The following is a 23,167-nucleotide window of genomic DNA, read 5'->3' on the forward strand; positions in this document are numbered from 1 at the left end:
CCCTAAAGCGTTTTGCGATTTGACGGACTCGGCAAGAATCGCAAAGGCGCGTCGAAACAGTGAGATAGAGCAAAGCAGCGCTTGTGCCTGAACGCCCTTTGTTCTAGCGGACCGACCCATCCACTTTTGCTGCGCAAGGCTTTCACCCTCTCTCCTCTGGTTTCCACGCTCGATGACGCAGTCCGACGCCTATCTTTCCCGCTTCATGGCGCTGCATCCCAAGAAGATCGACCTGTCGCTCGACCGTATCGAGGCGCTGCTGGCGAAACTCGGCCATCCCGAACGCAAGGTGCCGCCGGTGATCCATGTCGCCGGCACCAATGGCAAAGGCTCGACCATCGCCTTCATGCGCGCGGCGCTCGAGGCCGCGGGTTACGGCGTGCATGTTTATACCTCGCCCCATCTCGTGCATTTCCATGAGCGCATTCGTCTCGCCCCGCCAGAGGGCGTCTCCGGTGGCGGCCGATTGGTGGACGAAGACAGGCTGGTTGAGGCCTTTGAGGCCTGCGAGAAGGCCAATGACGGTGCGCCGATTACCTTCTTCGAGATCACCACCGCTGCCGCCTTCAAGCTCTTCGCCGACAATCTCGCCGATGTCCTGCTGCTCGAGGTCGGGCTCGGCGGGAGGATGGACACCACCAATGTCATCGACAGGCCGCTGGTGAGCGTGATCGCCTCCATCTCGCAGGACCATGCCGATTTCCTCGGCACCGATATTGCCGGTATCGCCCGCGAGAAGGCCGGCATCCTCAAGCGCGGTGCCCCGGGTGTGATCTATCCGCAGATCGACGAGGTCAGGGCGGTGATCGAGGCCGTGGCCGCCAAGGTCGGCGCACCGCTGATCATCGGCGGACAGGATTTCGATGTTCATGAGGAGAATGGCCGCCTGGTCTATCAGGACGAGAGCGGCCTGCTCGATCTGCCCCTACCGCGCCTCTCGGGCCGCCACCAGCACCGCAATGCCGGTCTCGCCATCGCTGCCCTGCGCAGCCAGAGCCTTTTCCACCTCAAGGATGCGCATTTCGAGAAGGCAATGCAGAGCGTGGAGTGGCCGGCGCGCCTGCAGCGCATCAACCAGGGCGTCATCCCCGCTTTGCTGCCGGCGGGCTCCGAGATCTGGCTCGATGGCGGCCATAATGTCGATGGCGGCCGCGTGCTCGCCGAGGCGCTGGCGGAACTCGAGGAGCGCCGCCCCCGCCCCCTGGTGCTGGTTACGGGCATGCTGACCACCAAGGATTCCGACGGCTTCCTCCACAATTTCTCAGGGCTTGCCCGCGAAGTGCATACGGTGCCGATCGAGTACAGCAGCGCCGCCCGTTCCCCCGAGGAAGTGGCGCTGGCTGCCCGCCATGCCGGTCTCGCTGCTAGGCCCCACGCGAGCCTGGAAGAGGCCCTCAAGGCGATCGCCAGCGAAGCCTTCCCGGTGGCACCACGCGTAGTGCTGACAGGCTCGCTCTACCTTGCGGGTGAAGTGCTGGCCTTCAACGGCACGGCACCGAAATGATCCCGGGTGCGCGGACGTCTCGTCCGCATCTTCCTCTCCAGCGAGCGCAAAGTTTCCAAGGTGCGGACGAGACGTCCGCGCACCCTGAGAGCTAAAGCCTGCGGATCGATCGCAGCGGACTTCCAGCCGCTGCGATGCGCTCGATGCCTTCGGCCAGTCCTTCGACCACCACCGCCATCACGTGTCCGGTGGCATGGATCATCGTCTCGGCGTCGCGCACCATGGCGACATGGCCCTGCCAGAACAGGAGATCGCCGCGGCGGAGCTGCGTGAGTGGCGTGTCAGGGTCGAGTGGCCGGCCAAGCGCCGTCTCCTGCATGTCGCTGTCGCGAGGGCAGGCGATGCCGCAGGCGGAGAGGGAGGTCTGCACCAGGGCCGAGCAGTCGAGACCGAGGCTCGATTTACCGCCCCACAGGTAGGGCACGCGCAGGAAGGTCTCGGCCACAGCCACGGTATCACCCGCATGCACGCCGATTGGCCTGGCATGCTCGGCGAAGACGAAGCCCCAGCCTTCCAGGGCGAGGAAAGCTCCGTTGCTGTCGGTAACGGCAAGCGCGCTGCCATAGCTCAGCGCCATCATCTGCGGCGCCTTGATCGAGGGAACGGGGTAGACGAAGGTGCGCAGGGCGCTGACGCGATGGGTCGGCGTCTGCACCGCGCCGAGTGCATTGGCCGAGAGCCAGCCGACATAGCCGTCGCCTGTCGCCTGGCCCCAGGCCCAGCCCTCCATCTCGTCATAGACGGTGAAGGTCTCGCCGTAGAGAAGCTCGGTATCGATGGAGGCCGAAAAATCGGGATCCTTGCGTAGCGTCACGGCGGTCTCGATCACCTGGCGGGTCTCGCCCCGGACGTAGCGCGGCGCGGGAATGATGCCCTCAAGCGAGGCGGCGGCCAGATCGGGCCGGGCCGGGGTGATGCGGCGGTCGAAATCGGTCACGGCGTGGTCCATTATCGCGGCAAGTCCTTGGCGAGGGCGACGAGAATATCGCCCAGGCGCTCCACGTAAAGGGCGCCGTCGACGGTGCGCTGGATGATGACGTTGCGCCGGTCGAATTCGTCGCGGCGCCGGGCAGTGAGTTTGAGCTTGGCCAGGCTGTCGAGGGCTCGGGTGATCACGGGTTTGGTGACCTGCAGCTTGGCGGCAAGGCCCCGCACCGTATGGGGCGGCGGTTCGAGATAGACGGTGAAGAGAATGGCGAGCTGGCGGCCGGAGAGATCTGGCTGAGCATCGCGGACGAGGGTCAGCGTCACATCGTGCCAAAGCCTCAGCGCCTGCGCCGGCCGGATCTCAACCGCCATGAGGGCAATCCCGTCCTCGAGGCGATCACGGAGGCGGATCGCCGCTCATCAGGCGAGGATAAGGGCGGAATAACGCAGATTTCGTTAATACTGGGAGCGCGCACGTCCTCGTCCGCTCTTAGAAGCCGTGCACTTTAAGAGAGTGGCGTCAGATTGGAGTGGCGATCTCCGATCGCCAATCTTTGGAAACGACGCGTTTTCAGGGAACGGAAGATGGCGATCGTAGATCGCCACTCCGCGTTTGGCGCGCCTTTCCCCACAAGATTAGCGCCCATGGACGAGGACATCCGCGCTCCCAGCAGGACGCGGCTCGATCGGCACCAGGCTCGACAGCCCAAGCAAATCCTCAAGCACCGCTCCGGCTGAGAGTAGTGCGGCCTCGCCCCGTGGCTTGCCGACGAGCTGCAGCCCGACCGGACGGCCATCGGCGGTAAAGCCGGCAGGGATGGCGAGAGAGGGACAGGAGGTCATGGTGACCACGCTGGCCAGCCGCAGCCATTCGACATAATTCTCGAAGACATGACCTTCGACTTCGCGCACCCAGCGCTGCTTGATATCGAGCGGCGGCGTGCAGGCGGCCGGGGCCAACAGAAGGTCGTAGCGCGAGAAGAAGGCGGCAATGTCGTCATAGAGGCCGCCGCGGCGCAGCAGGGCCGTGCCGATGGCTTCGGCATCGAGGGCCCGGCCGCGCTCGATGTTCCAGATCACGTCGGGCTTGAGCAAAGCGCGTTTCGTTTCGTAGAGCTCGCGCATGCCGGCGACATAGCCGAGCGCCCGGAGCGTCTGGAAGGCCTCGGGCACACCGGAGAAATCGGGGCAGGCCGCCTCGACGATACAGCCCGCCGCCTCGAAGCGACGGGCGGCGGCCTCGCAGAGTGCGCGCGTCTCGCGGTTCACCGGGCTGACGCCGAGGTCGGGTGAGAAGGCGATGCGCTTCGGCGCCTGCCGCCGGCGGGCGCTCTCGCGGAAGCCGACGGCGGGCTGTTCCAGCGAAAGCGGATCGCCGATATCCCAGCCGACCATGGCGTCGAGCATCAGGCCGACGTCCTCCACAGTGCGCGCCATCGGCCCATTGACACTGAGCGTATCGAACCTGATGCCGTCGGGCCCGCTCGCCACCCTGCCCGGTGAAGGCCGAAGACCCACGACCGAGCAGAAGCTGGCGGGCGTGCGCAGCGAGCCGCCGAGATCGGAACCCGTAGCGAGCCAGACCTGGCCGGTGGCGAGCGCCACCGCCGAGCCACCCGAGGAGCCACCGGCATTGAGCGTCGTGTTCCAGGGATTGAGCGTGTCGCCGAACACTTCGTTGAAAGTGTTGGCGCCGGCGCCGAATTCCGGCGTGTTGCTCTTTCCAATCGGGATGCCGCCGTGGCTTTCCAGTCGTTCGACCATGATGTCGGAACGCGCCGGCACATGGTCGGCGAAGATGGGCGAACCATAGGTGGTTCGCACGCCGGCGAGATCGTTGAGATCTTTCACCGCCAGCGGCAGGCCGCCGAGCCAGCCGACATCATCGCGTGACGCCGGCGAGGCCATGATGCGGCGGGCCTGATCGCGAGCGCGCTCGGCACAGAGCGTGACCATGGCGTTGACCGGCCCGTCCACCGCCTCGATGCGGGCAAGCGAGGCTTCTACCAGGTCCAGCGGACTGACCTCGCGCAGGCTGAGGAGATCGACGACGGCGCAGGCCGTCAGGCGAATCAATTCGTCGTTTCCGGCCATCGACAAAGCTCCCGGGATCGCAGACATCCTTGCCTGCTTTTTTGCGAATGGTGCGTTTCCGAGAGCAGGCCGGAAGCCTGCGATCCCAGGATTTCTCAGCCGTACTTCTTCTTCAGATAGCCGTAGAGCGCCCGCGCACCCATCACCTCACCACCTTCCGGCCGGCCTGGTTTGGTGGAAGGGTTCCAGGCGTAGATGTCGAGATGGACATAGGCGGCAGCCTTCTCCACGAAGCGGTTGAGGAACAAGGCCGCGGTAATCGCGCCGGCGAGACCTCCGCCGGGGGCGTTGTTGATGTCGGCCGCCTTGGATTCCAGCATCGAATCATAAGGCGGCCAGAGCGGCAGTCGCCAGAGCGGGTCGCCCTCCTCTGCCGCATGCGCCAGCAAGGCGTTGGCGACCGCGTCGTCGCGGCTGAACAAAGGCGGCAGGTCCGGGCCGAGGGCGACGCGGGCGGCGCCGGTGAGCGTCGCCATGTCGACAATCAGCTCCGGCGCCTCCTCGTCGGCCAAAGCGAGAGCATCGCCCAGCACCAGACGACCCTCGGCGTCGGTATTGCCGATCTCGACACTGAGCCCCTTGCGCGAGGCCAGGATGTCGCTGGGTCGAAATGCATTGGCGGAGATCGAATTCTCGACGGCGGGGATCAGCACGCGCAGCCGGATCCTCAGTCCCGCCGCCATGATCATGCTGGCACAGGCCAGCACCGAGGCAGCGCCACCCATGTCCTTCTTCATCAGGAGCATGCTGGCGCCCGGCTTGATGTCGAGACCGCCGGTGTCGAAGATCACCCCCTTGCCGACCAGGGTGACCTTCGGATGGGCAGGATCGCCCCAGCTGAAGTCGATGAGGCGCGGGGCGCGGGAGGAGGCCCGGCCGACCGCATGGATCATCGGGAAATTCTCCTTCAGGAGATCGTCGCCCACGATCACCTTGAAGGCCGCCTTGTGTTTCTCGGCGAGCTTGCGCGCCGCCAGGGCCAGTTCCCCGGGGCCGAGATCATTGGCCGGCGTGTTGATGAGATCGCGGGCGAAGCTCACGGATTCGGCGATGCCGGCGATCTCATCGCGAACGATTCCATCGGGAGCGATAAGGCGTAAGGCCTTGATATCATTGCTTCGATAGCGATTGAAGCGATAGAGGCCCAGCAGCCATCCAAGCGTCGCCAATCTGTCGTCGTGGCTTGAATTGACGAAGCGATAGGTGCCGGCCGGCAGCACCGTGACAAGCTTGGCCGGCAAGAACACGTCGCGGTGGCGGGCGCTTTCCGCCTCCAGGCCGAAGACCACGCCGCCGAGCGCGTCGCCTGCACCGGGCAAGACAAGGTGATGCCCGGCCTTGGCTTCGAAGCCGTTGGCGGCGATCCAGTTCTGCTGCGCCTGCGGCAGGCCCTTCAACACGCTGGCGGAATTTTCCTTGGTGACGAACCAGATCGGAACGGCCTTGTCGTCGGCGGCAAGCAGAAGCTCGGACATGGGCTGCTTTCAGGGTTTGGGAAGAATATCGTCGATGCGCCCGGTGAGCCGATAGGCGAGCAGCCCGAACCATTCGCGGGCGGCGAGGTTGCATTGGCGCAGTCCGTCGCTCATCGAATAGAAGGGTCGCCAGGCGTCCTCGGGTCCCGCCGTGCGGTAGTTGACGGGATAGGCGATCACATCAAAACCTGCCTTGCGAAACAAGGCCATCGAGCGCGGCATGTGGTAGCCGGATGTGACGAGGAGATAACGCTGCCCGGGCTGGGGCTTCAGCATGGCATAAGTGAACTCGGCATTCTCATAGGTGTCGCGCGAGCGGTTCTCGAAGAGCATGCGGTCATCCGGAACACCGAAGCTCCTGAAGAGCTGCCGGGAGGCATCCGCTTCGGAGATGTCGCCCCAGATCTGGCCAGCCAGCGAGCCGACGCCGCCGGTGAAGATGATCTTCGTATCCGGGAACTGCCGCGACAGGCCGGCGACCGCCGTCATGCGTTCGGCCGAGTCGGTGAGGGCAGTCTCGTGGCGCGTGGTGGAGATGTGCGTATCCACGGCTCCGCCGAGCACGATGATGCCGGCGATTTTCGGCAGATCGGGGTTAGTGGGGCTGAGGTCGTCGGACGTTGCGAAGGCAGGCGGCGGGAAGCGCTCTTCCAGCGGCGCGATCATGATGCTGCCGAGCGGCGAGAGGCCCATCACCGCGAAGGCCAGGATCGAAAAACCCAACAGGAAGCGTCCGAAGCGCTGGAAGCGGCGGGTGAAGCTGGCAATGAGGCCGAAGAGGCCGAGCACCAGAGCCGCATTGGCGGGCAGGATCAGGAAACTGATGATCTTGGCGGCGTAATAGAACATGCGGGGCCTTGGGGAGAGACTTGGTGTGCCTGTCCGAAGACCAGCATGGATCGCACCTTTGCAGGTACGGGTGGGGCTGTACCACGCTCATGTTACGTGAGGGCTAAGAAAGGGTTGACGCAGCCTTTGCCGACCAAGGTCAGATCGAAAAGTCGCCACAAGTCGGAGATCACGAACACTGGCTGGATACGGAGTCACGCCGCGTCGGCGGTCAGAAATCGCTGGTCGGCAAGATCCAGCTGGCGGCGCAGCTTGACGATGGTGAGGCTCTCGTCGACGGCGCAATTGTCGTGGCTGAGGAGCTCGCCCTTCCTGATCGGTTTGATGACATGGGCGCGTTCGGCGAGGCCAAGCGGCAGCAGGCGGTCCCGCCGGGCATCGGCCCAGCGCATCGACCAGCCGCGATAGTCATATTCGCCGATGCGCCCCAGCACCATGCCGGGGGTGAGGTCGCGCTTGGCGACGGCTGCCGTTTCGGCGACGGGATGGTCGAGCGGCTGCAGGTCGGCGGTGCCGTAGAGCACGGCGCAGGCGGCGGTGAGCGGGGTCTCCAGACTGGTGAGGTGATAGGGCCGGTGCAGCGTGAAAAATGGCCCCTTGCCGACATGAAGGTCGGTCATGCGCTCCAGCACGCGCGGATGATTGGGCTCGACCACGCAGAACACGCCTGGCGCCACACCCTTTCCGATCGTGTAGTCGACGCAACCCCTCCGCGAGAGCACGCCGCCATGGCTCGACGGAATCAGCACCTCGGCGAGTTCTTCCTTGCTGGCACGCGGACCGTGCATGCCCGGCTTGTCGGGTTCGAGGCCCGTGGCATTGGCGAGCGCCACCATTTCGACCATGGTCTTGGAGCCGTCGACGAATTCGACCAGAACGCGCGGATTCATATCGCGGGCCGTCGCTTCCTCGACATAGTCATCGGGCACCGCGTCGAAGTTCAGCGCGTTGTTCTTGCCCTTGCCGGCGGCAACCACGGTCATGCCCAGGGCGCGGGCCAAGGCCACCAGCTCCACGGCGGCGGCTGGCTCGTCGCCCGCCGCGCCGGTATAGATCACGCCTGCCTTCTTGGCCTCGGCCTTGAAATGGCGGCCGATGGTGATATCGGCCTCGACATTGAGCATGACGATATGCTTACCGTGCCGGATCGCCGCCTGCGCCACGATCGCCCCGGATTCGGGATGGCCGGTGGCATCGATGATCACCTCGATCCGTCCGGCGGAAGCGAGGGCCTCGAGGTCGGTGGTGATGGCGATGCGGCCGGTCTCGATGGCCCGATCGATGGCCGAGGGGTTGGAGACTTCCACCAGCTCGTCCAGCCGGTGCCCGGCGCTGAGGGCGGCCGCGATGGCATTCTGTGGCCGGGTGCGCACGGCGACGGCTCCCACCCTGAGGCCCTGCATCAGCGCAATCTGCACGATGAGATCGGTGCCCATCTGCCCGGCCCCCACCAGCCCCACGGTAACGGGCCCCTTCTCGCGAGCCCGTTCCATTAGATCGGCGGCGAAAGAGGGGTTCATGGGGTACTCCGTCGAAATCCTGATCTTTGTTTCTACCCCTCAACAGGCAGGCATGCAAAGATTCTTGGGCAACATCACCTTCGAGTGGGCTTCTCATGCACTTGTGTAATTCACGCATTATGCGTAAATTACACCAAACACGGACGAGAAGAATGACGGAAAAGCTGACAGTGCCTGCAACGGAGTTCAGCCGGAATTTCGCGCGTTATCAGGACGAAGCGATTGCCCGGAGAGTGATCAATATCACCAGCCATGGTCGTGTTGTAGGCGCCTATCTTTCGGCTGGCGAATTGGAGCATTACGAGGCGCTGAAGCGTCGCGAGCGCGAAGTTCTGGTCGTTGGCGATCTTCCCGACGACGCTATTGCCGAAATCGAAGCTGCCGAATACGGCGCTGCTCCACGGTGAGTATACCCGATCCAAGGCCGGGTCTCGTCGTTCGCTACAGCTTTCTCTGGAGTGAGGAAAAGGCGCGTGGCATCGAGGAAGGTACCAAGGATCGCCCCTGTGCGATCGTCGTTGCGGCCAAACTGGACGAGCAGGGCGGCGTCAGGACGATTGTGGCTCCGATTACCCACGGCGCTCCATCAGATCTGGAGGCTTCGATGGAGATTCCGGCAGAGGCGTGCCGTTCTCTCGGGCTTGACGAGGGCAGGCATTGGCTTCGACTCGATGAACTCAATCGCTTTGTCTGGCCAGGCTATGATCTGCGTTCAAGGCCGGGCCGCCCCGGAGACTATGTTTACGGGATGCTTCCGCGCGGCTTGTTCGAGCAGTTCCGCAAGGCTGTTCTGGAGCGACAACGGACCCTCAAAGGACGGATCGTTCCACGAGACTAGCTGCTACCCGAACCGCTCCGCCGCAAACGGCTTGGGATCGACATAGGTCTCTGCGCCCGTCATCATCTCGGCCAGAAGCCGTCCCGTCGCCGGACCCAAGGTGAAGCCGAGATGCTGGTGGCCGAAGGCGAGCCACAGATTGTTGTGGCGCGGGGCCCTGCCGATGATGGGACGGGAATCGGGCAAGATGGGGCGGGCGCCCATCCAGGGCTCGTGGTCGGCCCGGGCGCCAATCGGGAAGAGGCCGCGTGCGCGCTTTTCGGTCCAGTCGACTTGCACCGGGGTCTTGGGCGCATCGCGGCGGGCGAATTCGGCACCGGTGGTGAGGCGCATGCCGCCCACCATCGGGGTCAGCACATAGCCGCCCTCCTCGTCGAGCACCGGCCGGCTCAGTTTCGCGCCCTCGGCGACCTTGTAATGCATGTGGTACCCCCGCTTTACGGCGAGCGGAAAGCCGTAGCCGAGCGGCGCGAGCACATCCATCGACCACGGGCCGAGCGCCACCACCGCTTCGCGCGCCTCGACGGGACCGTGCTCCGTTCCCGCCGTCCAGCCGATGCCGCTCCGCTCCACGCGGAGGGCGTCGCCCCGCAAGAGCTTGCCGCCGATCTTCTCGAAATAGGCCGCATAGGCCTTGGTCACGCCGCCGGGACTGGAGACGCTGTGGGGATCGATCCAGTGGGAGCCCGCCAGGAAGCCCGGCTTCAGATCCGGCTCCAGGGCAAGCGCTTCCTCGCGGGTGAGCGGCCGGGCACGGTAACCAAACTCGGCGGCGAGGGCGAAATCCCTCTCCTCGGCCCGGCAGGCGGCTTCGCTGTGGTGGATCTTGAGCCAGCCCGTTGGCCGGAAATACCCTTCGGCGCCAGCCTTGCGGGCCAGGGCCTGATGCTCAACCAGGCTGGTGCTCACGAGCGGCTGCATGATGCGGGCGGTAGCATCGAGCCGCTCGGGCGATGAATTGCGCCAATAGGTGAAGAGCCAAGGCGCCAGCCCCGGGAGAGCGGACCAGTGGTAGTTCGCGCCGGGATAACGCTTCAGCACGACGTCGGCAAGCGCCTTGAAACCACGCGGAAAGGCTATGGGCAGGAGGGAGGAGCATTCGACCAGGCCGCTATTGCCATAGGAGGTTTCCTCTCCTGGGCCGCGCCGGTCGATGAGGGCCACGGCCCGGCCGCGCTCCAGCAGATGAAGGGCAATCGAGGTGCCGACAATTCCGCCACCCAGCACCAGGACGTCATAGCGCATGAGGAACTCCCCAAACCGTTTTGCGATTTGACAGCTCGGCAAGAACCGCAAAGACGCGTCGAAATAAAGAGCAGAGCAAAGCAGCGTTCACGCCTGGACCCGTTTTGCTCTGGGGACGCCGTCACGCGTAGGTTCCCATTTTGCAAGACCTATCCTGCCTGGGCCCAAACGGGAAGGCCGCTGGAACTTCAGTCCGGCCCTCGGCCGGCCGCCTCCGGCAAGATGCCATGATAGGCCAGCGTCTTGGCAGCCTCGATGATCGCCTTGAAACCCTCGAAGGCCGGCGCGCTGTGGTGGCGGGCTCGCATATAGGAATGGTCGAGTTCCGGTTCATAGCGCAGCATTACCGGTACGCCCGCCGCCTCCAGCCTTTCGGCGAAGATGAAGGCTTCGTCCTGTAGCGTGTCATGCGCGGCCGCCGTGATGAAGGCCGGCGGCAGGCCGGCATAGTCGGTTTCAAGCAGGGGAAGCGCTAGTTTGTCCTGTCGCGCCGGACTACCGGCCGAACCGAGAAAAGCGTCGAGATAATAGAGCATCTCCTGGCGCGAGAGGGCGGAGGAGGTGGCGTTGCGCCGGTAGGATTGCGTTTCACCGTCGGCGTCGAGCACGGGATAGATCAGGATCTGGCCTCGCAGTGCCGAAGGACCGCTGTCGCGCAGGGCGATAGCCAGCGAGGCGGTCATCTGGCCGCCGGCACTGTCACCGCCGGCGATCACGCGGGCGGTGTCAATGCCATGCGTGGGACCCTCCGCCATCACCCAGTCGAGAAAGGCGAGGACATCCTCGTACTGCGCAGGAAAGGGATGTTCGGGGGCCAGACGGTAGTCGAGCGCCGCCACCACGACGTCGGCGCCGGTGGCGAGCTCGGCGCACATGTCGTCATGGGTCTCAAGGCTGCCGAGCACCCAGCCTCCACCGTGGAAGTAGAGCAATCCCGGGCGGTGGTCTGCACCTTCCGGCCGGTAGATGCGCAGCTTCAGGGGACCGTGCCTGCTCGCGAAGGTGTCGTCATAGATCGAAAGTCCGGGCGGATGCGGCGCCTGCCAGGCCTTGCACACCGTATCCCAGGCCGCGCGCTGGCGTTCCAGCGGCCAGTGCACGGCCTCGGGCGGGGTTGCCGCCGCGAGCTTCATGCGGAACTCGGCCATGCCGGGATCGAGCGGCGGGCGGGAGGCGGCGAGCCGGTCGAGCCGGGCCAAGAGGGCGGGAGAGGCCTTGGTCATGACGATTGCGGGAGGTTTGTGCGTTTTTCTCACTAATCGATTATCTAGAGCCGATTAAATTCATTTGATGCCAACGAGTTAACCTGGAAAACCATTTCTGCCGAATGCATTTTTGCTCTACGCCTTGAAGAAGGCCCGGATCTGGGCGAGGAACTGGGCCGGCGGGCCGGGAGAGGTGGTCACGGCCGCTGCCGCGTCCCGCGCCAGGAAGGCCTGGTTGCGGCGCATGGAGGCGTCGAAGGCTTGGGCGAGGCTCGGCTCGGCCGTCATCAGCGGTTCCAGATCCTCCTTGCGCAACTCGAACACGACACAGGGCGTCAGCGCCATGATGGTGCCGGCATTGGGCGCGCCGGTGAGCAGGCTGATTTCGCCGAAATAATCGCCGGGGCCAAGGCGTCCCACCACATGGGAGCGCCCATTGATCGAGCGGCTTCCCTCCAGCACCCCGGAGGCGATGATGAACAGGATCGTCTGCACATTGCCTTGCGAAACGAGCGTGGTGGTGGGGTCGAGCCGGCGCTTGGTCATGCGCTTGGCGAGATCGGCGCGCTGCTTGGGCGAAAGGTCCCGGAAGAGCACGAGCTCGCTGAGCAGAACGTCGGGCGGAAGGGTCTCGACCATGCCCGTGGAGGCCGTCATCGGTCCGATGGGCGTCGAGATCATGCCCGGGGTGGAGGCGCGGATGGAATGGTAGTGGAACTGGCGCAGCACTTGCATCAGCAGCGTGCTCTTGGCCCCACCGAGATGGTCGGTATGAGCGACCGAGAAATAGATGTCATAAGTATTGAAGCGCGCGCCGATGCGTATCAGGGCGGAGGAGGCGGCCGGCTCGGTCAGGATTTTCGACGTCAGCATGGCCGCCTGCCTGAGCAAATCCATCACGATGTCCGGTCGGACGGATGATTCGCAGGAGAGCTGCACGGAATCGTCCCGCCTGGTGCTCGGCTTGCTGCGGTTGATCACGCGCGACTTGGCGATAAGGCTGTTGGGGATGGTGGCGATGTCGTTGGCGTCGGTGCGCACGCGAATCGAACGCCAGTTCACCTGCACGATCACACCCTCGATCGAGCCGTCGACCCAGATGCGGTCACCCACGGTGTAGGGATGCTCGATGCCGACGGCGATGCCGGCAAAGACGTCGGCGAGCGTGTTCTGCAGGGCAAGCGCCAGCACGATGGCGATGATGCCGGAGGTGGCGAGGAGAGCCCGCACCGGCAGGTTGAAGACGAAATTCACGATGGCCAGCACGGCCGTGATGTAGATGAGGCCAGCGGTCAGGTCCGAGCCGAGCTTGGCCTGGCTCGACTCCCGCTTGCTCCACAGCGTGAGGTGCAGCACACCCACCACCAGCCGTGCGCCGATCAACCACCATAGGCTGATCAGGCCCTGCTGCCAGAAGGCGATGCGGACATCGCTGTCGAAAGCGGGCGCGGCCGGCATGCCGCTGGTACGCAGCAGCAGCATGGTGAAGACGAAGAACAGCACGCCGGCGACGCTGGCGCGCAGCCAGATCGGTCGCCATGCAAGCCACCAGTTCGCCGCCGAGAGGAGAGCGAAGACTGTGGCCAGAGTCAGTTCCATGAGCTGCGACAAGGGAACCGCGCGTATCGATGAGGTCGGCGCATGATTGCATCGGATCAAGCCGGATGCCAGAGGGGTGTTGGGGCCCCTGGGATCGCGGGCATCCTTGCCAGCCTCTTCCTCTCCGGCTCGCGCGTCGTTTCCAGGAGCAGGCAAGGATGCCTGCGATCCCGGGCACCCCGCCCCTTCCAGCCGTTACCCGCTACTCTCCCAGCTTTAGCTGCATGAAGACGAGGTCGAGCCATTTGCCGAATTTCTGGCCGACTTCCGGCATCCGCCCTGTCTCCACGAAGCCGAAGCGGCGATGCAAGGCGAGGGAGGCGACGTTTCCGGCCTCGATGCCGCCAAGCATGATGTGCTTGCCACCCTCGCGCGCCTTGGTGATCAGGGCCTCGAGCAGGCTGGCGCCGATCCCCCGTCCGCGCGCCTCTTGTGCAACATAGACCGAGTGCTCCACCGTGTAGCGATAGCCGTCGAAGGGACGCCAGTCGCCATAGCTTGCATAGCCGAGCACCTCGCCGGGAGCGCCAGCGACCAGGATCGGATAGTTCTGCTTTGCGCGCGCCTCGAACCAGGCCTTGCGATTAGCGAGATCGACCCTGTTCCAGTTCCAGATCGCCGTCGTATGCAGCACGGCGTCGTTGTAGATGCCGAGGATGCCGGGTAGGTCGGCTTCGATAGCGGGGCGGACGGTCATGCGGGCAGGGCTTTCCAGAAGAAAGTGGTGTCGGAAGGCTCGCCATTGGCCATCAGCGCATGGCCGGGCATGACGCCGAGGCGCTGCCAGCCAAGCTTCTGGTAAAGCCGTTCAGCCGGCGAGCCGGTGGTTGTGTCGAGGGTGAGCAAGGTGCGGCCCTCGGCGCGCGCCCTGTCCTCCAGCGCCGCCATCAGGGCCCGGGCGATGCCACGCTGGCGCCCGCGCCGATGCACCAGCAGCTTGGCGACGTCGGCGCGGTGGGGTTGGTTCTCGATCGGCACCGGGCAGAGCTGCACCGTGCCGACGATCTCGCCATCAAGGGCCGCCACGAAGAGGATGGCACGGCCCTCGGCGACGCGAACGGCGGTCGTGGCATAGAATCCCTCCGCAGTCTGGCGGGAGATCGGCAGCAGGAAGGAGACGGAGGCGCCCCCTTCGACGCAATCGATGAGGATATCGGCGAGCACGGGCACAAGGGAATGCACCTCTTCGGCCGTGGGCACTGAGATGGCGAGTGTGCTCATCGGGGAACCTGTCTTGCGGGAACGAGGATGACGAAATAATGCGCCGGCTCGCTGCCGGGATTGTGGAACATCAAAGGCTTGTCGAGCTGCATGTGCAGGCAGTCGCCTGGCTCGAGGGGGAAGGCCTGTTCATCGACCGTCATGGTCAACGCACCCCGCTGCAGGAACACAAGCTGGTCGAAAGCGGCGGATGCCTGTGACTCGAAGGGCAGCAAGGCACCAGCGGGCAGCTCGACCTCGACGAGGTCGACAATGCCGGAGGCGGTTGCCGGCGATACCGACCGGCGCAGATAGCCCGAGCCGGGGTCGCGCCAGAGCGGCTGCCCGGCCCGGCGGGCAAGCGGCGAGGCGGTAGGCGCAGGTGGGGCGAACAATGTGGAGAGACTGACACCGAGGCCGGCGCACAGCCGGTTGAGAAGCTGGGCGGTAGCGCTGGACTCGCCGCGCTCGATGCGCGAGATCATCGCCCGGCTGACCCCGCTGGCCACTGCGAGCTGGTCGATGGTGAGGCGCATCTGCCCGCGCAGCGCCTTGATGCGGGCGCCGAGTTCGGCATCGATCGTTTCAGTAGCATCCATGATCTGAGGATGCATTTCCACTATAGTGGAGTCAAGCATCAAGATCCGAATGCGGTGCCGGAGGCACTCTGACGGCCGCCGGCATCCTTGCCGGTCCTCTCGGAAACGCTGCGCTCGCGGGAGGAGAAGGGGCAGGCAAGGATGCCTGCGATCCCAGGAATCTACGCCAAAGTGGCGAAATAGGCGCCTACCTCGTCGGAAAAGCTGTATCCCTCCGTGGCCGATACCGGCACGCCATGCTCGATCAGCGCCTGAGCGCATGCGATATAATCGCGCGGCGCCGGATCCTCGATCTCGTCGGCCTGCGAGGCCCAGGAGAGAGTGCCGATGACATTGTCGCCGTAGCCATGCTTTGTGCGCCAGTCTGCCCCTTCTTCCAGCAACAGGCGGGCCATCGCTGCGTCGCCCTGGAAGACGGCGAGGTTGAGGGCGGTGGCATCCCAGCCGGTCCTGACCTCGCGTGGCCAACCCATCGCCAGCATGGTTCGGACGGCCTCCAGGGCTCCGGTGGCCGCGAGTTGCGGCAGGGTCTGCAATTGCCGCGTATTGAGGTGGCTGAAGATGTCGGGCATGCCTTCCCGTATTCTCTCCGCCGCCACGGCATCGCCGCGGGTGCAGGCGGCGATGAAGGCTTCTTCCTCGCTCAGGTCTTCCTTCACGCCGAGGCCGCCTAGGATCTCAACAACGTCGCTGCGCCCGTGGAGCTGCGCCCAGCGATAGAGGCTGATACCTTCCTCGTTGACCGCGCGGGGGTCGGCCCCTGCTTCCAGCAGGAGGCGGATATGGCCGAGCGAGCGCCCGCGCAGGATGGCGTGATGCAGCCAGGGCCGCTCCCGCGCATCGCCGTCATGGGCGAGGATCTGGCGCAGCAGGTCGGGCTTGTCGTAGTCCAGCACGCGGCCGATCGTGTTGGTGCCGCGGACGCGCGCCCCTGCCTCCAGCAGGAGGAGCGTGCAATCCGGCGCACGCGCTTCAACCGAATGGTACAGTGATTCATTGTCATCGGGATTGGCGCCTGCTTCCAACAGGAGCCGCGTCATGCCGGCATGGTGGGTGACGCCAGCCGCGCCATAGAGAGCCGAGAGCGGCCATTCAGGATAGTTAGGATCGGTCCAGGTGGCGTTGACATCGGCGCCGGCCGTAAGGAGCAGCCGCGCGCAGGCGAGCAGGGGGGTCTCGAAACCTTCCTCGAGGATCAGGCGCGAATGGGTAACGGCAACCAGCGGCGCCATGGAGCGAGGGCCGGAAGGTTGGCTTGCCCAACTTGGATCCCGTGCGAGTCTGTCGCGCAGGAGAGATTCGTTGCCGATCACGCAAGCGAACCACGCATCCCCGGCAAGGAGGGCGGGTTGCTCGGCCAGCGATCGCACCGCGAGGCGGCGTTCCCGCGCATTGCCTTCAAGCGCCCAGCGCAGCCAGGTCTCGCGTTTCTCGGCCTGGGTGCTACGCAGCCACGCGACAGCCCGCTTGAGCTCCGCCCAGCTCCGGAAGCCGTAGTCGCGGGCAATCACCGATTGGGCATCATGCAGCTTCAGCTCCCATCCGGCGAGTTCGGTCGCCGTGAGGTCTCGCGCGATCGGGAGCTGAGCGGCAAAGTGCTGCAGAGCTGCACTCTCGCCGTTGCGGGCAGCACGCAGCAAAGCCTTGGCCTGCTTCTTGAGATGCGCAAGATCGGGCGATGAGGGAAGGGTCTTCATTCATGCCTCCATGTGCTCATGGCCGAAGACCCGCAGTCGGCTGCACAGGGGCAGGCAGTTCGATATCGTCAAAACCGAGGGGTTAAACCCTTCCCGCGGGTCCGGAGGCGTCTCGCATCGCCAAGATGGACGATAGCGGGAGAGGCGGGACGCCGCAAGGCCGAGCCTTGCCGAAACGGGCGAAGAGGCCTTTCCTGGGATCGCTGGCTTCCAGCCCGCCCTTCAATCCTGCACACCAAGTCTGCCCTCTTGGGGAAACGGTCGGGGCTCCAAGAGCGGGCATCGATGCGTGCGATCACAGGATATCCTCACCCCCTTACATAGTTCCGCCAGTTGTGTTCCTCCTTGAAGCCCAGCACCTCCCGGATCTTGCGGTTGGAGAGCAGCGTCTCGTACTCGCCGAGCTCACCGCGCACGGGCACATTGGGATAAAAGCGCTTCAACAGCTCCGCCGTCGGCAGGTTGGAGGAGGTGTGGTCGTTGGCGGCATTGAACACCTGGAAGCCGAGACCGTCTTTCTCGACGGCAAGGCGTGTGATCTGGCCGAGATCGCGCGCATCGATATAGCTCCAGGCGATTTTCTTCCGGAAACCGGGATCGGCGAACCATTTCGGGAAGTTTTCCGTGTAATCTTCCGGCACGATCACATTGCCGATGCGCAGCGCATAGATGTCGGTGCCGTCGCGCTGGGCGAAGGCGCGGGCCGTCTTTTCGTTGACGATCTTGGACAAGGCGTAGCTGTCCATGGGATCGACATCATAGTCCTCGTCGAGCGGGAAATAGGCGGGATCGCGCGGGTCATTGGCGAAGACGACGCCATAGGTCGTCTCGCTGGAAGCGACGACGATCTTGCGGATGCCAAGCTTGGTGGCTGCCTCGATGACATTGTAGGTGCCTATGGCATTGATGCGGAAGACCTCATTGTCGGGCACGATCATGACACGGGGGATGGCGGCGAAATGCACGACGGCATCCGCCTTCTGCGGGCGAAGGGAGGAATCGAACTCGTGCAGGCCCGTATAGCTCGACAATGCGTTGAAGACCTGGCCCGAGTCGGTGATGTCGGCGATCAGCGTGCGCACCTTGGGATTGTCGAGCGGCTTGGTGTCGATGTTGAGCACCTCATAACCGTGATCGACGAGATATTGCACGACGTGCCGGCCGGCCTTGCCGCTGCCGCCGGTGAATATGATGCGTTTGGGCATTTCCTGCTCCCAGGCGAGTTTGGTGAATGAAACGGATGGAGCGACCGCCGAGATGCCGTCTGCGCGGCACTTTTGGGCGATCGAATGGTATGACAATAGAGCCTCCTCGCCGGTGGGCAAGGCTCTTGGTGGCTCGCGTGCCGAGCCATGATGACAAACGGCCTGGTGCTGCGTAGATCTAGCCCTTCCTCGTCTCGATGAAGCGATTGTCCATGTCCGCAACTCAGCCCCTGCGCGAAGCCGTCATTCCGGAGCTGCCCAACTATTACCGGGGCAAGGTGCGCGAGAATTACGACCTTCCCGATGGACGGCGCATCATCATTGCCACCGACCGGCTCAGTGCCTTCGACCGGGCCATCGCTTCCATCCCCTGCAAGGGCCAGGTGCTGACGCAGACGGCGCGCTTCTGGTTCGAGCAGACGGGCGACATCTGCCCCAATCACGTGCTCGACTACCCCGATCCGAATGTCGTAGTGGGCCGCCGGCTCGAAATCCTGCCGGTGGAGATGGTGGTGCGCGGCTATCTTGCCGGCACGACCGGCACTTCAGTGCTGACCATGTACAAGCAGGGCAAGCGCGAGATGTATGGCGCGCGCTTTCCCAACGGAATGCGCGACAACCAGGTGCTCCCCCAGGCCATCATCACGCCCACCAGCAAGGCTTTCGACGGCGGCCATGACGAGCCGTTGTCGGCCGAGGAGATCGTGAAGTCGGCCCTGCTCAGCCAGAGCCAATGGGACGAAGTGTCGGCCTATGCCCTCACCCTTTTTGCCCGCGGCCAGGCCATGGCGCGCGAGCGCGGCCTGATCCTCGCCGACACCAAGTATGAGTTCGGCATCGACACAGACGGTCGCATCCTGCTGGCGGACGAGATCCATACGCCCGATTCCAGCCGCTATTGGTTCGCCGCCAGTTATGACGAACGCTTCGCCAGGGGCGAGAAGCCCGAAAGCTTCGACAAGGACTTCGTTCGCAATTGGGTGGCGGCGCGTTGCGATCCCTACAAGGAACCGATTCCGGAAATTCCGGGCGCCCTAATCGAGGAGACCTCGCAGGTCTACATCCGCGCTTTCGAGACGATCACGGGCAGGAGCTTCGAACCGCCGGCGGATGGAGAGGAACCGCTCCAGCGCATCAGGAAGAACCTGGCGCAGTATTTTTGAGCGGTCTCGATCCGCGTCAGTCCCACCCGTTTTTCTTCTGACCTTCTTCTCGGCCATATCGACACAATGATTCTCACCGGAGAACCTCTCATGCTGGGACCTATACCGCGCGTCATCGGGCATCGCGGAGCCGCAGCGCACGCACCCGAAAATACGCTCGAAGCCATCCGTTGCGCCGCAGCCTTCGGGGTCGAGATGGTGGAGGTCGACGTCCAGCTCACCCGTGACGAGGTTCCCGTCATCATTCATGACGACACGTTGGACCGCACCACCACAGGCACCGGCCCGGTGTTCGAGCGCTCCTGGAAGGAGATCCGCGAACTCGATGCCGGCGCTTCCTTCGGCCGTGCCTTCGCCGGCGAGCATATTCCCACCCTGCACGATGTGCTCGCCCTCTGCCGCGAGCTGAAGCTCGGCCTCAATGTCGAGATCAAGCCCTATCCGGGAACCGAGCTGCGCACGGCCGAAATCGCACTTTCAGTTCTGGAGGATTTCGGGCCGCTGGAAGGCTCACTACTGGTCTCGAGCTTCTCGGTGGAGAGCTTGAAGGCCGCGCACGGGCTCGCACCCCATCTGCCGCTGGGCTATCTCATCTATGACCGGCCGGACAACTGGGCCGCCATCGCCGACGAGGTCGGTGCCGCCACCATCAACTTCGACCACACCCGCGAGACCCCGCAGACCATCGCCGCCTATGGCGCGACCGGCCGACCGCTGCTCTCCTATACGGTGAACACGGCCGCGCGGGCCAAGGAACTCTTCAGCCTCGGCGTCTCCGGTGTCTTCACGGATTTTCCGGGGCGGATTTTGAAAGTGGCGGAGGAGTGAGAGCGAGGCCTCAGGGCTCCATTTAGAAGTCCACCACCTCGTCATTCAAAGGCAGTTCATTCACGTGCTGTCCCTTGAGCTTCGGGTCGATCCTGGCGGTTCCACCCTGCTCGAGCGCGTCCTCGTTTCCCGGCGCCAGCACGCCCTGGCTGGAGAAGTGCGTGAACACAAACGGCAGGCCATTGGCGTCAAGCGGCGACGGGCCGTCCATCACATGAAAGTGCAGATGCGGGGCGGTGGAGTTCCCGGTATTGCCGAGGAGGCCAATCGCCTGGCCGGTCTTGACGAGGTCGCCTAGCTTCACCTTGAGGCTGCCGCGCTGCAGGTGGGCATAGAAGGCGAAGGCGCCGTGGCCGATATCGATCACCAGCATGTTTCCGCCGATATTCTCGGTGGTGATGCCCTTGGCCGCCTGGCTCGGCACCTGCTCATCCGCTTCGTCATAGAGATTGACCACCGTGCCACCGGCCGCCGCATATACCGGGGTGCCATAATAGGCATAGCTTTCGAGTCGGGTTGCCTCGCCAGTGAAGACCCGACCTGTGTCATCAAGCTTGAGCCAGTCTATGGCGAAGCGCTCCGGGACGCGCAGGAGGCCGTTCACGGCCATGGTGGCACCGCGATGGGAGGTAATGGTGTCGCAGCACCCGTTCGCCGCGATCCAGCCAGTGCCACGCAAGGGCGGTTCGAGCACCACGGCGGGCTTGCCGAGCGCGGTGGCGCCGCCGGTGAAGCTGTAGCTTGCAGGCACGGGTGCATCAGCCGGCAGCGGCGTCGGCTTGCCGTCCGGCCCCGCGTGCTGGCGAAAGGCCGCGATGCGCGCGAGGATGCGGTCAGGAAGCTTCTCGGAGCTCGCGAAACTGACATCCATGAACACGATACCCGTGCCACCGGGCGAAAGCATGCCGTCACTGCCGCCGTAGAGCTGCATCATCCTGGCCAGGCGTTCGCCATCGAGAGAGGACAGGCTCTTGCCAACCGCATCGACTGCCTCGACCTTGTCGAGCCGCACGAAAAGGTTGGTGGGATTGTCGACCAGCAGCTCATAGGCCAGATGCACGCGCCCATCCGCACCCTGCACCGGATTGGGCTCGCTGACAGGCTGGACGGTGACGGTGCTGAGGATTTCATTCGACTTCAACGACTGAGCGTGGACCGCCGAGGCCATAAGAAGCATCGACACAGGGACGAGAAACGACAAGAACCGCATGAAGAACGCCCCCGATTGCTGTCTTCCTGATATGGCCGCCTACGCGGTACAATATTCCGTGCCCATTCTTTGTATTGTCAAGCTGATTACTACAGGAGTCTCGCGATTTCTTGATCGAAGGGCGGAAGGGCTTCAGAATCTGACGAAGTGAACGTTCTTTATCTGGTTGTGGATGATCTGGACAGCCGTGGAAACTGGAAGTGTTCGCCGCCTCTGTTCTCTCGCCCTGAATGGCGACGGGGAAGCTCACGGCCCGGCCGCTTCGGCCGCCCGGCGCTGCAGCAGCGTCCGCTCGCGCGCATTGCCGGCGAGGGCCGCCGCCGCCTCGAAGGCTGCCCGGGCCTCATCGCCGCGGCCGAGCTTGAGCAGGAGGTCTCCCCGCACACTCGGCAGCAGGTGGTAGGCCTTCAGCGCGGGTTCGGCCGCGAGGCGCTCGATGATCGCCAGCCCCGCCATCGCCCCTTCGGCCATGCCCACCGCCACGGCCCGGTTGAGCTCCACGATGGGCGAGCGGGTGAGGGCTGCGAGTTCGGCATAGAGGCCGGCAATGCGGTGCCAGTCGGTATCCTCAGCTCTCTCCGCCTGTGCGTGACAGGCAATGATCGCGGCCTGCAAGACATAAAAGCCGCCGGCGCCCCCCAAACTCCGGGCCCGGGCGAGGGCCTGCAGGCCACGGCGGATCTGCAGACGGTCCCAGAGGGCGCGAGCCTGGTCGAGCAGGAGGATCGGCTCGCCCTCCTTGTCGGTGCGGGCTGTCGTGCGCGAGGCGTTCAGCTCCATCAGCGCCTGCAGGCCATGCACTTCGGGCTCCAGTGGGGCTAGGGCGGTGAGCACGCGGGCAAGGCGTAATGCCTCGTTGCAGAGCTGCGGGCGCAGCCAGTCCTCGCCGCGCGCGGCCGTATAGCCTTCGTTGAAGATGAGGTAGATCACCTCCAGCACCGAGGCGAGGCGCCCCGAGAGCTCCTCGCCACGCGGAGTCTCATAGGCAAGGCCCGAGGCAGAGAGGGTGTTCTTGGCGCGCAGGATGCGCTGGGAGATCGTCGCCGGCGGCATCAGGAAAGCGCGGGCGATCTCCTCGGTGGTGAGGCCGCAGACCATGCGCAGCGCGAGCGCCGCCCGGGCTTCGCGCGCGAGCAGCGGATGGCAGGCGGTGAAAATCAGGCGCAGCATCTCGTCGCCGATGTCGTCATCGAGGCCGGAATCGAGGTCGGGCATGGCTTGCTGCTCCTCCTCCAGGTCCCGGGCGAGCGTGGCGTGGCTGCGGTCGAGCATCGGGCGGCGGCGCAGATGGTCGCGCGCCCGATTTTTCGCGGCTGCCATCAGCCAGGCGCCCGGCCTTTCCGGCACGCCCGTCTGCGGCCAATGTTCGAGGGCGGCGAGCAGGGCTTCCTGCGTCAGGTCCTCGGCGAGCGGCACGTCGCGCAGCATCCGCGCCAGACTGGTGATCAGGCGCGGCTGTTCGATGCGCCAGGCCGCGAGGATGGCACGGTGGGTGTCGTCGGCCGTCACCCCGGCCGCCCTGGCTCGCAGTCGAGGCGGTCTAATCGCATCCATGGCCATTCGGCATGAAAGCGCGCATCTCGCAAGTGCCTTCCCATTCCGGCATCAGGTCCTTGTGGAGCTGCATGAACTCCTGCATCGAGGCGATCGCCTCCTCCCTGCCTGGCAGCTCGAAAATGGCATATCCGCCGACCACTTCCTTGGCCTCGACGAAGGGTCCGTCGATGAAATTGAGCTTCCCGCCCTCGAGGCGCAACTGCGCGCCGGTGGCGATCGGCGTCAGCCCGCCCGAATCGATCATACGCCCGGCCTTGATCTCGCGATCAGCGAGATTGCCTATCGCTTCCATCAGCGCTGGCGACGGCGGTCCCTGGTGGTCGGTCTTGACGATGAACATGAAGCGCATGCGGGTCCTCCTTGAAGGCGAGTGCGGCGCTCTGCCGCTGGATCTCTCGCTTATTGTCTCAACGAATGAGGGTAAGTCGATCCGACAGCCGCATGGAAAAAAT

Annotated in this window: 22 protein-coding genes; 5 read left to right on the forward strand and 17 right to left on the reverse strand. The window is 64.6% G+C overall.

Features of this window, described 5'->3' with window-relative positions; genetic code table 11:
* Window positions 1-172: 172 nt before the first annotated feature.
* On the forward strand, window positions 173-1,504 hold the full coding sequence (locus ACMDCR_RS00105; protein ID WP_413990599.1) for a bifunctional folylpolyglutamate synthase/dihydrofolate synthase: 1,332 nt from the start codon (window positions 173-175) through the stop codon (window positions 1,502-1,504).
* 91 nt (window positions 1,505-1,595) lie between these two features.
* Here the strand turns inward: ACMDCR_RS00105 and ACMDCR_RS00110 are convergent, their stop codons facing one another.
* The 6 genes from ACMDCR_RS00110 to ACMDCR_RS00135 form a co-directional block, all read right to left on the reverse strand.
* Window positions 1,596-2,441: an NlpC/P60 family protein gene (locus ACMDCR_RS00110; protein WP_413990600.1), complete on the reverse strand. Its 846-nt coding sequence runs from the start codon at window positions 2,439-2,441 to the stop codon at window positions 1,596-1,598.
* Between the two features lie 11 nt (window positions 2,442-2,452).
* Entirely contained in the window at window positions 2,453-2,803 is a 351-nt protein-coding gene (locus ACMDCR_RS00115) for a MarR family transcriptional regulator (RefSeq protein ID WP_413990601.1), read from the reverse strand.
* A gap of 264 nt (window positions 2,804-3,067) precedes the next feature.
* Complete coding sequence (locus tag ACMDCR_RS00120) at window positions 3,068-4,525, reverse strand: amidase (protein ID WP_413990602.1); 1,458 nt, start codon at window positions 4,523-4,525, stop codon at window positions 3,068-3,070.
* A 95-nt stretch (window positions 4,526-4,620) separates the two neighbouring features.
* The gene (locus ACMDCR_RS00125; protein WP_413990603.1) at window positions 4,621-6,000 is read right to left on the reverse strand and encodes a leucyl aminopeptidase family protein; all 1,380 of its coding nucleotides are present in this window, start codon (window positions 5,998-6,000) and stop codon (window positions 4,621-4,623) included.
* Window positions 6,001-6,009: 9 nt separating this feature from the next.
* Window positions 6,010-6,849, reverse strand: a complete 840-nt coding sequence (locus tag ACMDCR_RS00130) for a YdcF family protein (RefSeq protein WP_413990604.1) — start codon at window positions 6,847-6,849, stop codon at window positions 6,010-6,012.
* A gap of 194 nt (window positions 6,850-7,043) precedes the next feature.
* Window positions 7,044-8,369, reverse strand: a complete 1,326-nt coding sequence (locus tag ACMDCR_RS00135; protein WP_413990605.1) for an NAD(P)H-dependent oxidoreductase — start codon at window positions 8,367-8,369, stop codon at window positions 7,044-7,046.
* A 152-nt stretch (window positions 8,370-8,521) separates the two neighbouring features.
* On the opposite strand from ACMDCR_RS00135, the gene ACMDCR_RS00140 reads away from it, so the two are divergent.
* Complete coding sequence (locus ACMDCR_RS00140; protein WP_413990606.1) at window positions 8,522-8,776, forward strand: type II toxin-antitoxin system Phd/YefM family antitoxin; 255 nt, start codon at window positions 8,522-8,524, stop codon at window positions 8,774-8,776.
* Window positions 8,773-9,207: a hypothetical protein gene (locus ACMDCR_RS00145; protein WP_413990607.1), complete on the forward strand. Its 435-nt coding sequence runs from the start codon at window positions 8,773-8,775 to the stop codon at window positions 9,205-9,207. The genes ACMDCR_RS00140 and ACMDCR_RS00145 overlap by 4 nt, the downstream gene beginning before the upstream one ends.
* A 3-nt stretch (window positions 9,208-9,210) precedes the next feature.
* Here the strand turns inward: ACMDCR_RS00145 and ACMDCR_RS00150 are convergent, their stop codons facing one another.
* The 8 genes from ACMDCR_RS00150 to ACMDCR_RS00185 all read right to left on the reverse strand — a co-directional run bounded on the left by ACMDCR_RS00150 (window position 9,211) and on the right by ACMDCR_RS00185 (window position 17,957).
* A complete protein-coding gene (locus tag ACMDCR_RS00150) occupies window positions 9,211-10,452 on the reverse strand; it encodes an NAD(P)/FAD-dependent oxidoreductase (protein ID WP_413990608.1) in 1,242 nt (413 codons plus the stop codon).
* Between the two features lie 188 nt (window positions 10,453-10,640).
* Entirely contained in the window at window positions 10,641-11,675 is a 1,035-nt protein-coding gene (locus ACMDCR_RS00155; protein ID WP_413990609.1) for an alpha/beta hydrolase, read from the reverse strand.
* A gap of 117 nt (window positions 11,676-11,792) precedes the next feature.
* A complete protein-coding gene (locus ACMDCR_RS00160) occupies window positions 11,793-13,256 on the reverse strand; it encodes a mechanosensitive ion channel family protein (protein ID WP_413990610.1) in 1,464 nt (487 codons plus the stop codon).
* Between the two features lie 202 nt (window positions 13,257-13,458).
* The gene (locus ACMDCR_RS00165) at window positions 13,459-13,953 is read right to left on the reverse strand and encodes an N-acetyltransferase family protein (RefSeq protein WP_413990611.1); all 495 of its coding nucleotides are present in this window, start codon (window positions 13,951-13,953) and stop codon (window positions 13,459-13,461) included.
* Window positions 13,950-14,477, reverse strand: coding sequence for an N-acetyltransferase family protein (locus tag ACMDCR_RS00170; RefSeq protein ID WP_413990612.1), 528 nt, complete (start codon window positions 14,475-14,477; stop codon window positions 13,950-13,952). The genes ACMDCR_RS00165 and ACMDCR_RS00170 overlap by 4 nt, the downstream gene beginning before the upstream one ends.
* On the reverse strand, window positions 14,474-15,055 hold the full coding sequence (locus ACMDCR_RS00175; protein WP_413990613.1) for a helix-turn-helix domain-containing protein: 582 nt from the start codon (window positions 15,053-15,055) through the stop codon (window positions 14,474-14,476). Before ACMDCR_RS00175 ends, ACMDCR_RS00170 begins: the two co-directional genes overlap by 4 nt.
* 161 nt (window positions 15,056-15,216) lie before the next feature.
* Entirely contained in the window at window positions 15,217-16,752 is a 1,536-nt protein-coding gene (locus tag ACMDCR_RS00180) for a hypothetical protein (RefSeq protein WP_413990614.1), read from the reverse strand.
* A gap of 308 nt (window positions 16,753-17,060) precedes the next feature.
* Entirely contained in the window at window positions 17,061-17,957 is an 897-nt protein-coding gene (locus tag ACMDCR_RS00185; protein WP_413990615.1) for an NAD-dependent epimerase/dehydratase family protein, read from the reverse strand.
* Window positions 17,958-18,169: 212 nt separating this feature from the next.
* On the opposite strand from ACMDCR_RS00185, the gene ACMDCR_RS00190 reads away from it, so the two are divergent.
* Entirely contained in the window at window positions 18,170-19,120 is a 951-nt protein-coding gene (locus ACMDCR_RS00190; protein ID WP_413990616.1) for a phosphoribosylaminoimidazolesuccinocarboxamide synthase, read from the forward strand.
* A gap of 90 nt (window positions 19,121-19,210) precedes the next feature.
* Complete coding sequence (locus ACMDCR_RS00195) at window positions 19,211-19,948, forward strand: glycerophosphoryl diester phosphodiesterase (RefSeq protein WP_413990617.1); 738 nt, start codon at window positions 19,211-19,213, stop codon at window positions 19,946-19,948.
* A 22-nt stretch (window positions 19,949-19,970) separates the two neighbouring features.
* On the opposite strand, the gene ACMDCR_RS00200 is transcribed toward ACMDCR_RS00195, so the two are convergent.
* From ACMDCR_RS00200 to ACMDCR_RS00210, 3 genes are all read right to left on the reverse strand, one after another.
* Window positions 19,971-21,116, reverse strand: coding sequence for a M23 family metallopeptidase (locus ACMDCR_RS00200; protein WP_413990618.1), 1,146 nt, complete (start codon window positions 21,114-21,116; stop codon window positions 19,971-19,973).
* A gap of 288 nt (window positions 21,117-21,404) precedes the next feature.
* Window positions 21,405-22,712, reverse strand: coding sequence for an RNA polymerase sigma factor (locus ACMDCR_RS00205; protein ID WP_413990619.1), 1,308 nt, complete (start codon window positions 22,710-22,712; stop codon window positions 21,405-21,407).
* Window positions 22,699-23,064 carry a YciI family protein gene (locus ACMDCR_RS00210; RefSeq protein WP_413990620.1) on the reverse strand — a complete coding sequence of 122 codons (366 nt, stop codon included), beginning with the start codon at window positions 23,062-23,064 and terminating at the stop codon, window positions 22,699-22,701. Before ACMDCR_RS00210 ends, ACMDCR_RS00205 begins: the two co-directional genes overlap by 14 nt.
* Between the last annotated feature and the right edge of the window lie 103 nt (window positions 23,065-23,167).

Source organism: Labrys okinawensis (genome assembly GCF_047345005.1).
GTDB classification, from domain to species: Bacteria; Pseudomonadota; Alphaproteobacteria; order Rhizobiales; family Labraceae; genus Labrys; species Labrys okinawensis.

Coding starts and splice junctions, on each gene's coding strand:
- ACMDCR_RS00200 (WP_413990618.1), bottom strand. CDS start 21,116: ATGGCCTCGGCGGTCCACGCTCAGTCGTTGAAGTCGAATGAAATCCTC.
- ACMDCR_RS00140 (WP_413990606.1), top strand. CDS start 8,522: ATGACGGAAAAGCTGACAGTGCCTGCAACGGAGTTCAGCCGGAATTTC.
- ACMDCR_RS00115 (WP_413990601.1), bottom strand. CDS start 2,803: ATGGCGGTTGAGATCCGGCCGGCGCAGGCGCTGAGGCTTTGGCACGAT.
- ACMDCR_RS00135 (WP_413990605.1), bottom strand. CDS start 8,369: ATGAACCCCTCTTTCGCCGCCGATCTAATGGAACGGGCTCGCGAGAAG.
- ACMDCR_RS00160 (WP_413990610.1), bottom strand. CDS start 13,256: ATGGAACTGACTCTGGCCACAGTCTTCGCTCTCCTCTCGGCGGCGAAC.
- ACMDCR_RS00130 (WP_413990604.1), bottom strand. CDS start 6,849: ATGTTCTATTACGCCGCCAAGATCATCAGTTTCCTGATCCTGCCCGCC.
- ACMDCR_RS00180 (WP_413990614.1), bottom strand. CDS start 16,752: ATGAAGACCCTTCCCTCATCGCCCGATCTTGCGCATCTCAAGAAGCAG.
- ACMDCR_RS00155 (WP_413990609.1), bottom strand. CDS start 11,675: ATGACCAAGGCCTCTCCCGCCCTCTTGGCCCGGCTCGACCGGCTCGCC.
- ACMDCR_RS00210 (WP_413990620.1), bottom strand. CDS start 23,064: ATGCGCTTCATGTTCATCGTCAAGACCGACCACCAGGGACCGCCGTCG.
- ACMDCR_RS00195 (WP_413990617.1), top strand. CDS start 19,211: ATGCTGGGACCTATACCGCGCGTCATCGGGCATCGCGGAGCCGCAGCG.
- ACMDCR_RS00185 (WP_413990615.1), bottom strand. CDS start 17,957: ATGCCCAAACGCATCATATTCACCGGCGGCAGCGGCAAGGCCGGCCGG.
- ACMDCR_RS00125 (WP_413990603.1), bottom strand. CDS start 6,000: ATGTCCGAGCTTCTGCTTGCCGCCGACGACAAGGCCGTTCCGATCTGG.
- ACMDCR_RS00120 (WP_413990602.1), bottom strand. CDS start 4,525: ATGGCCGGAAACGACGAATTGATTCGCCTGACGGCCTGCGCCGTCGTC.
- ACMDCR_RS00190 (WP_413990616.1), top strand. CDS start 18,170: ATGTCCGCAACTCAGCCCCTGCGCGAAGCCGTCATTCCGGAGCTGCCC.
- ACMDCR_RS00205 (WP_413990619.1), bottom strand. CDS start 22,712: ATGGATGCGATTAGACCGCCTCGACTGCGAGCCAGGGCGGCCGGGGTG.
- ACMDCR_RS00175 (WP_413990613.1), bottom strand. CDS start 15,055: ATGGATGCTACTGAAACGATCGATGCCGAACTCGGCGCCCGCATCAAG.
- ACMDCR_RS00165 (WP_413990611.1), bottom strand. CDS start 13,953: ATGACCGTCCGCCCCGCTATCGAAGCCGACCTACCCGGCATCCTCGGC.
- ACMDCR_RS00150 (WP_413990608.1), bottom strand. CDS start 10,452: ATGCGCTATGACGTCCTGGTGCTGGGTGGCGGAATTGTCGGCACCTCG.
- ACMDCR_RS00105 (WP_413990599.1), top strand. CDS start 173: ATGACGCAGTCCGACGCCTATCTTTCCCGCTTCATGGCGCTGCATCCC.
- ACMDCR_RS00170 (WP_413990612.1), bottom strand. CDS start 14,477: ATGAGCACACTCGCCATCTCAGTGCCCACGGCCGAAGAGGTGCATTCC.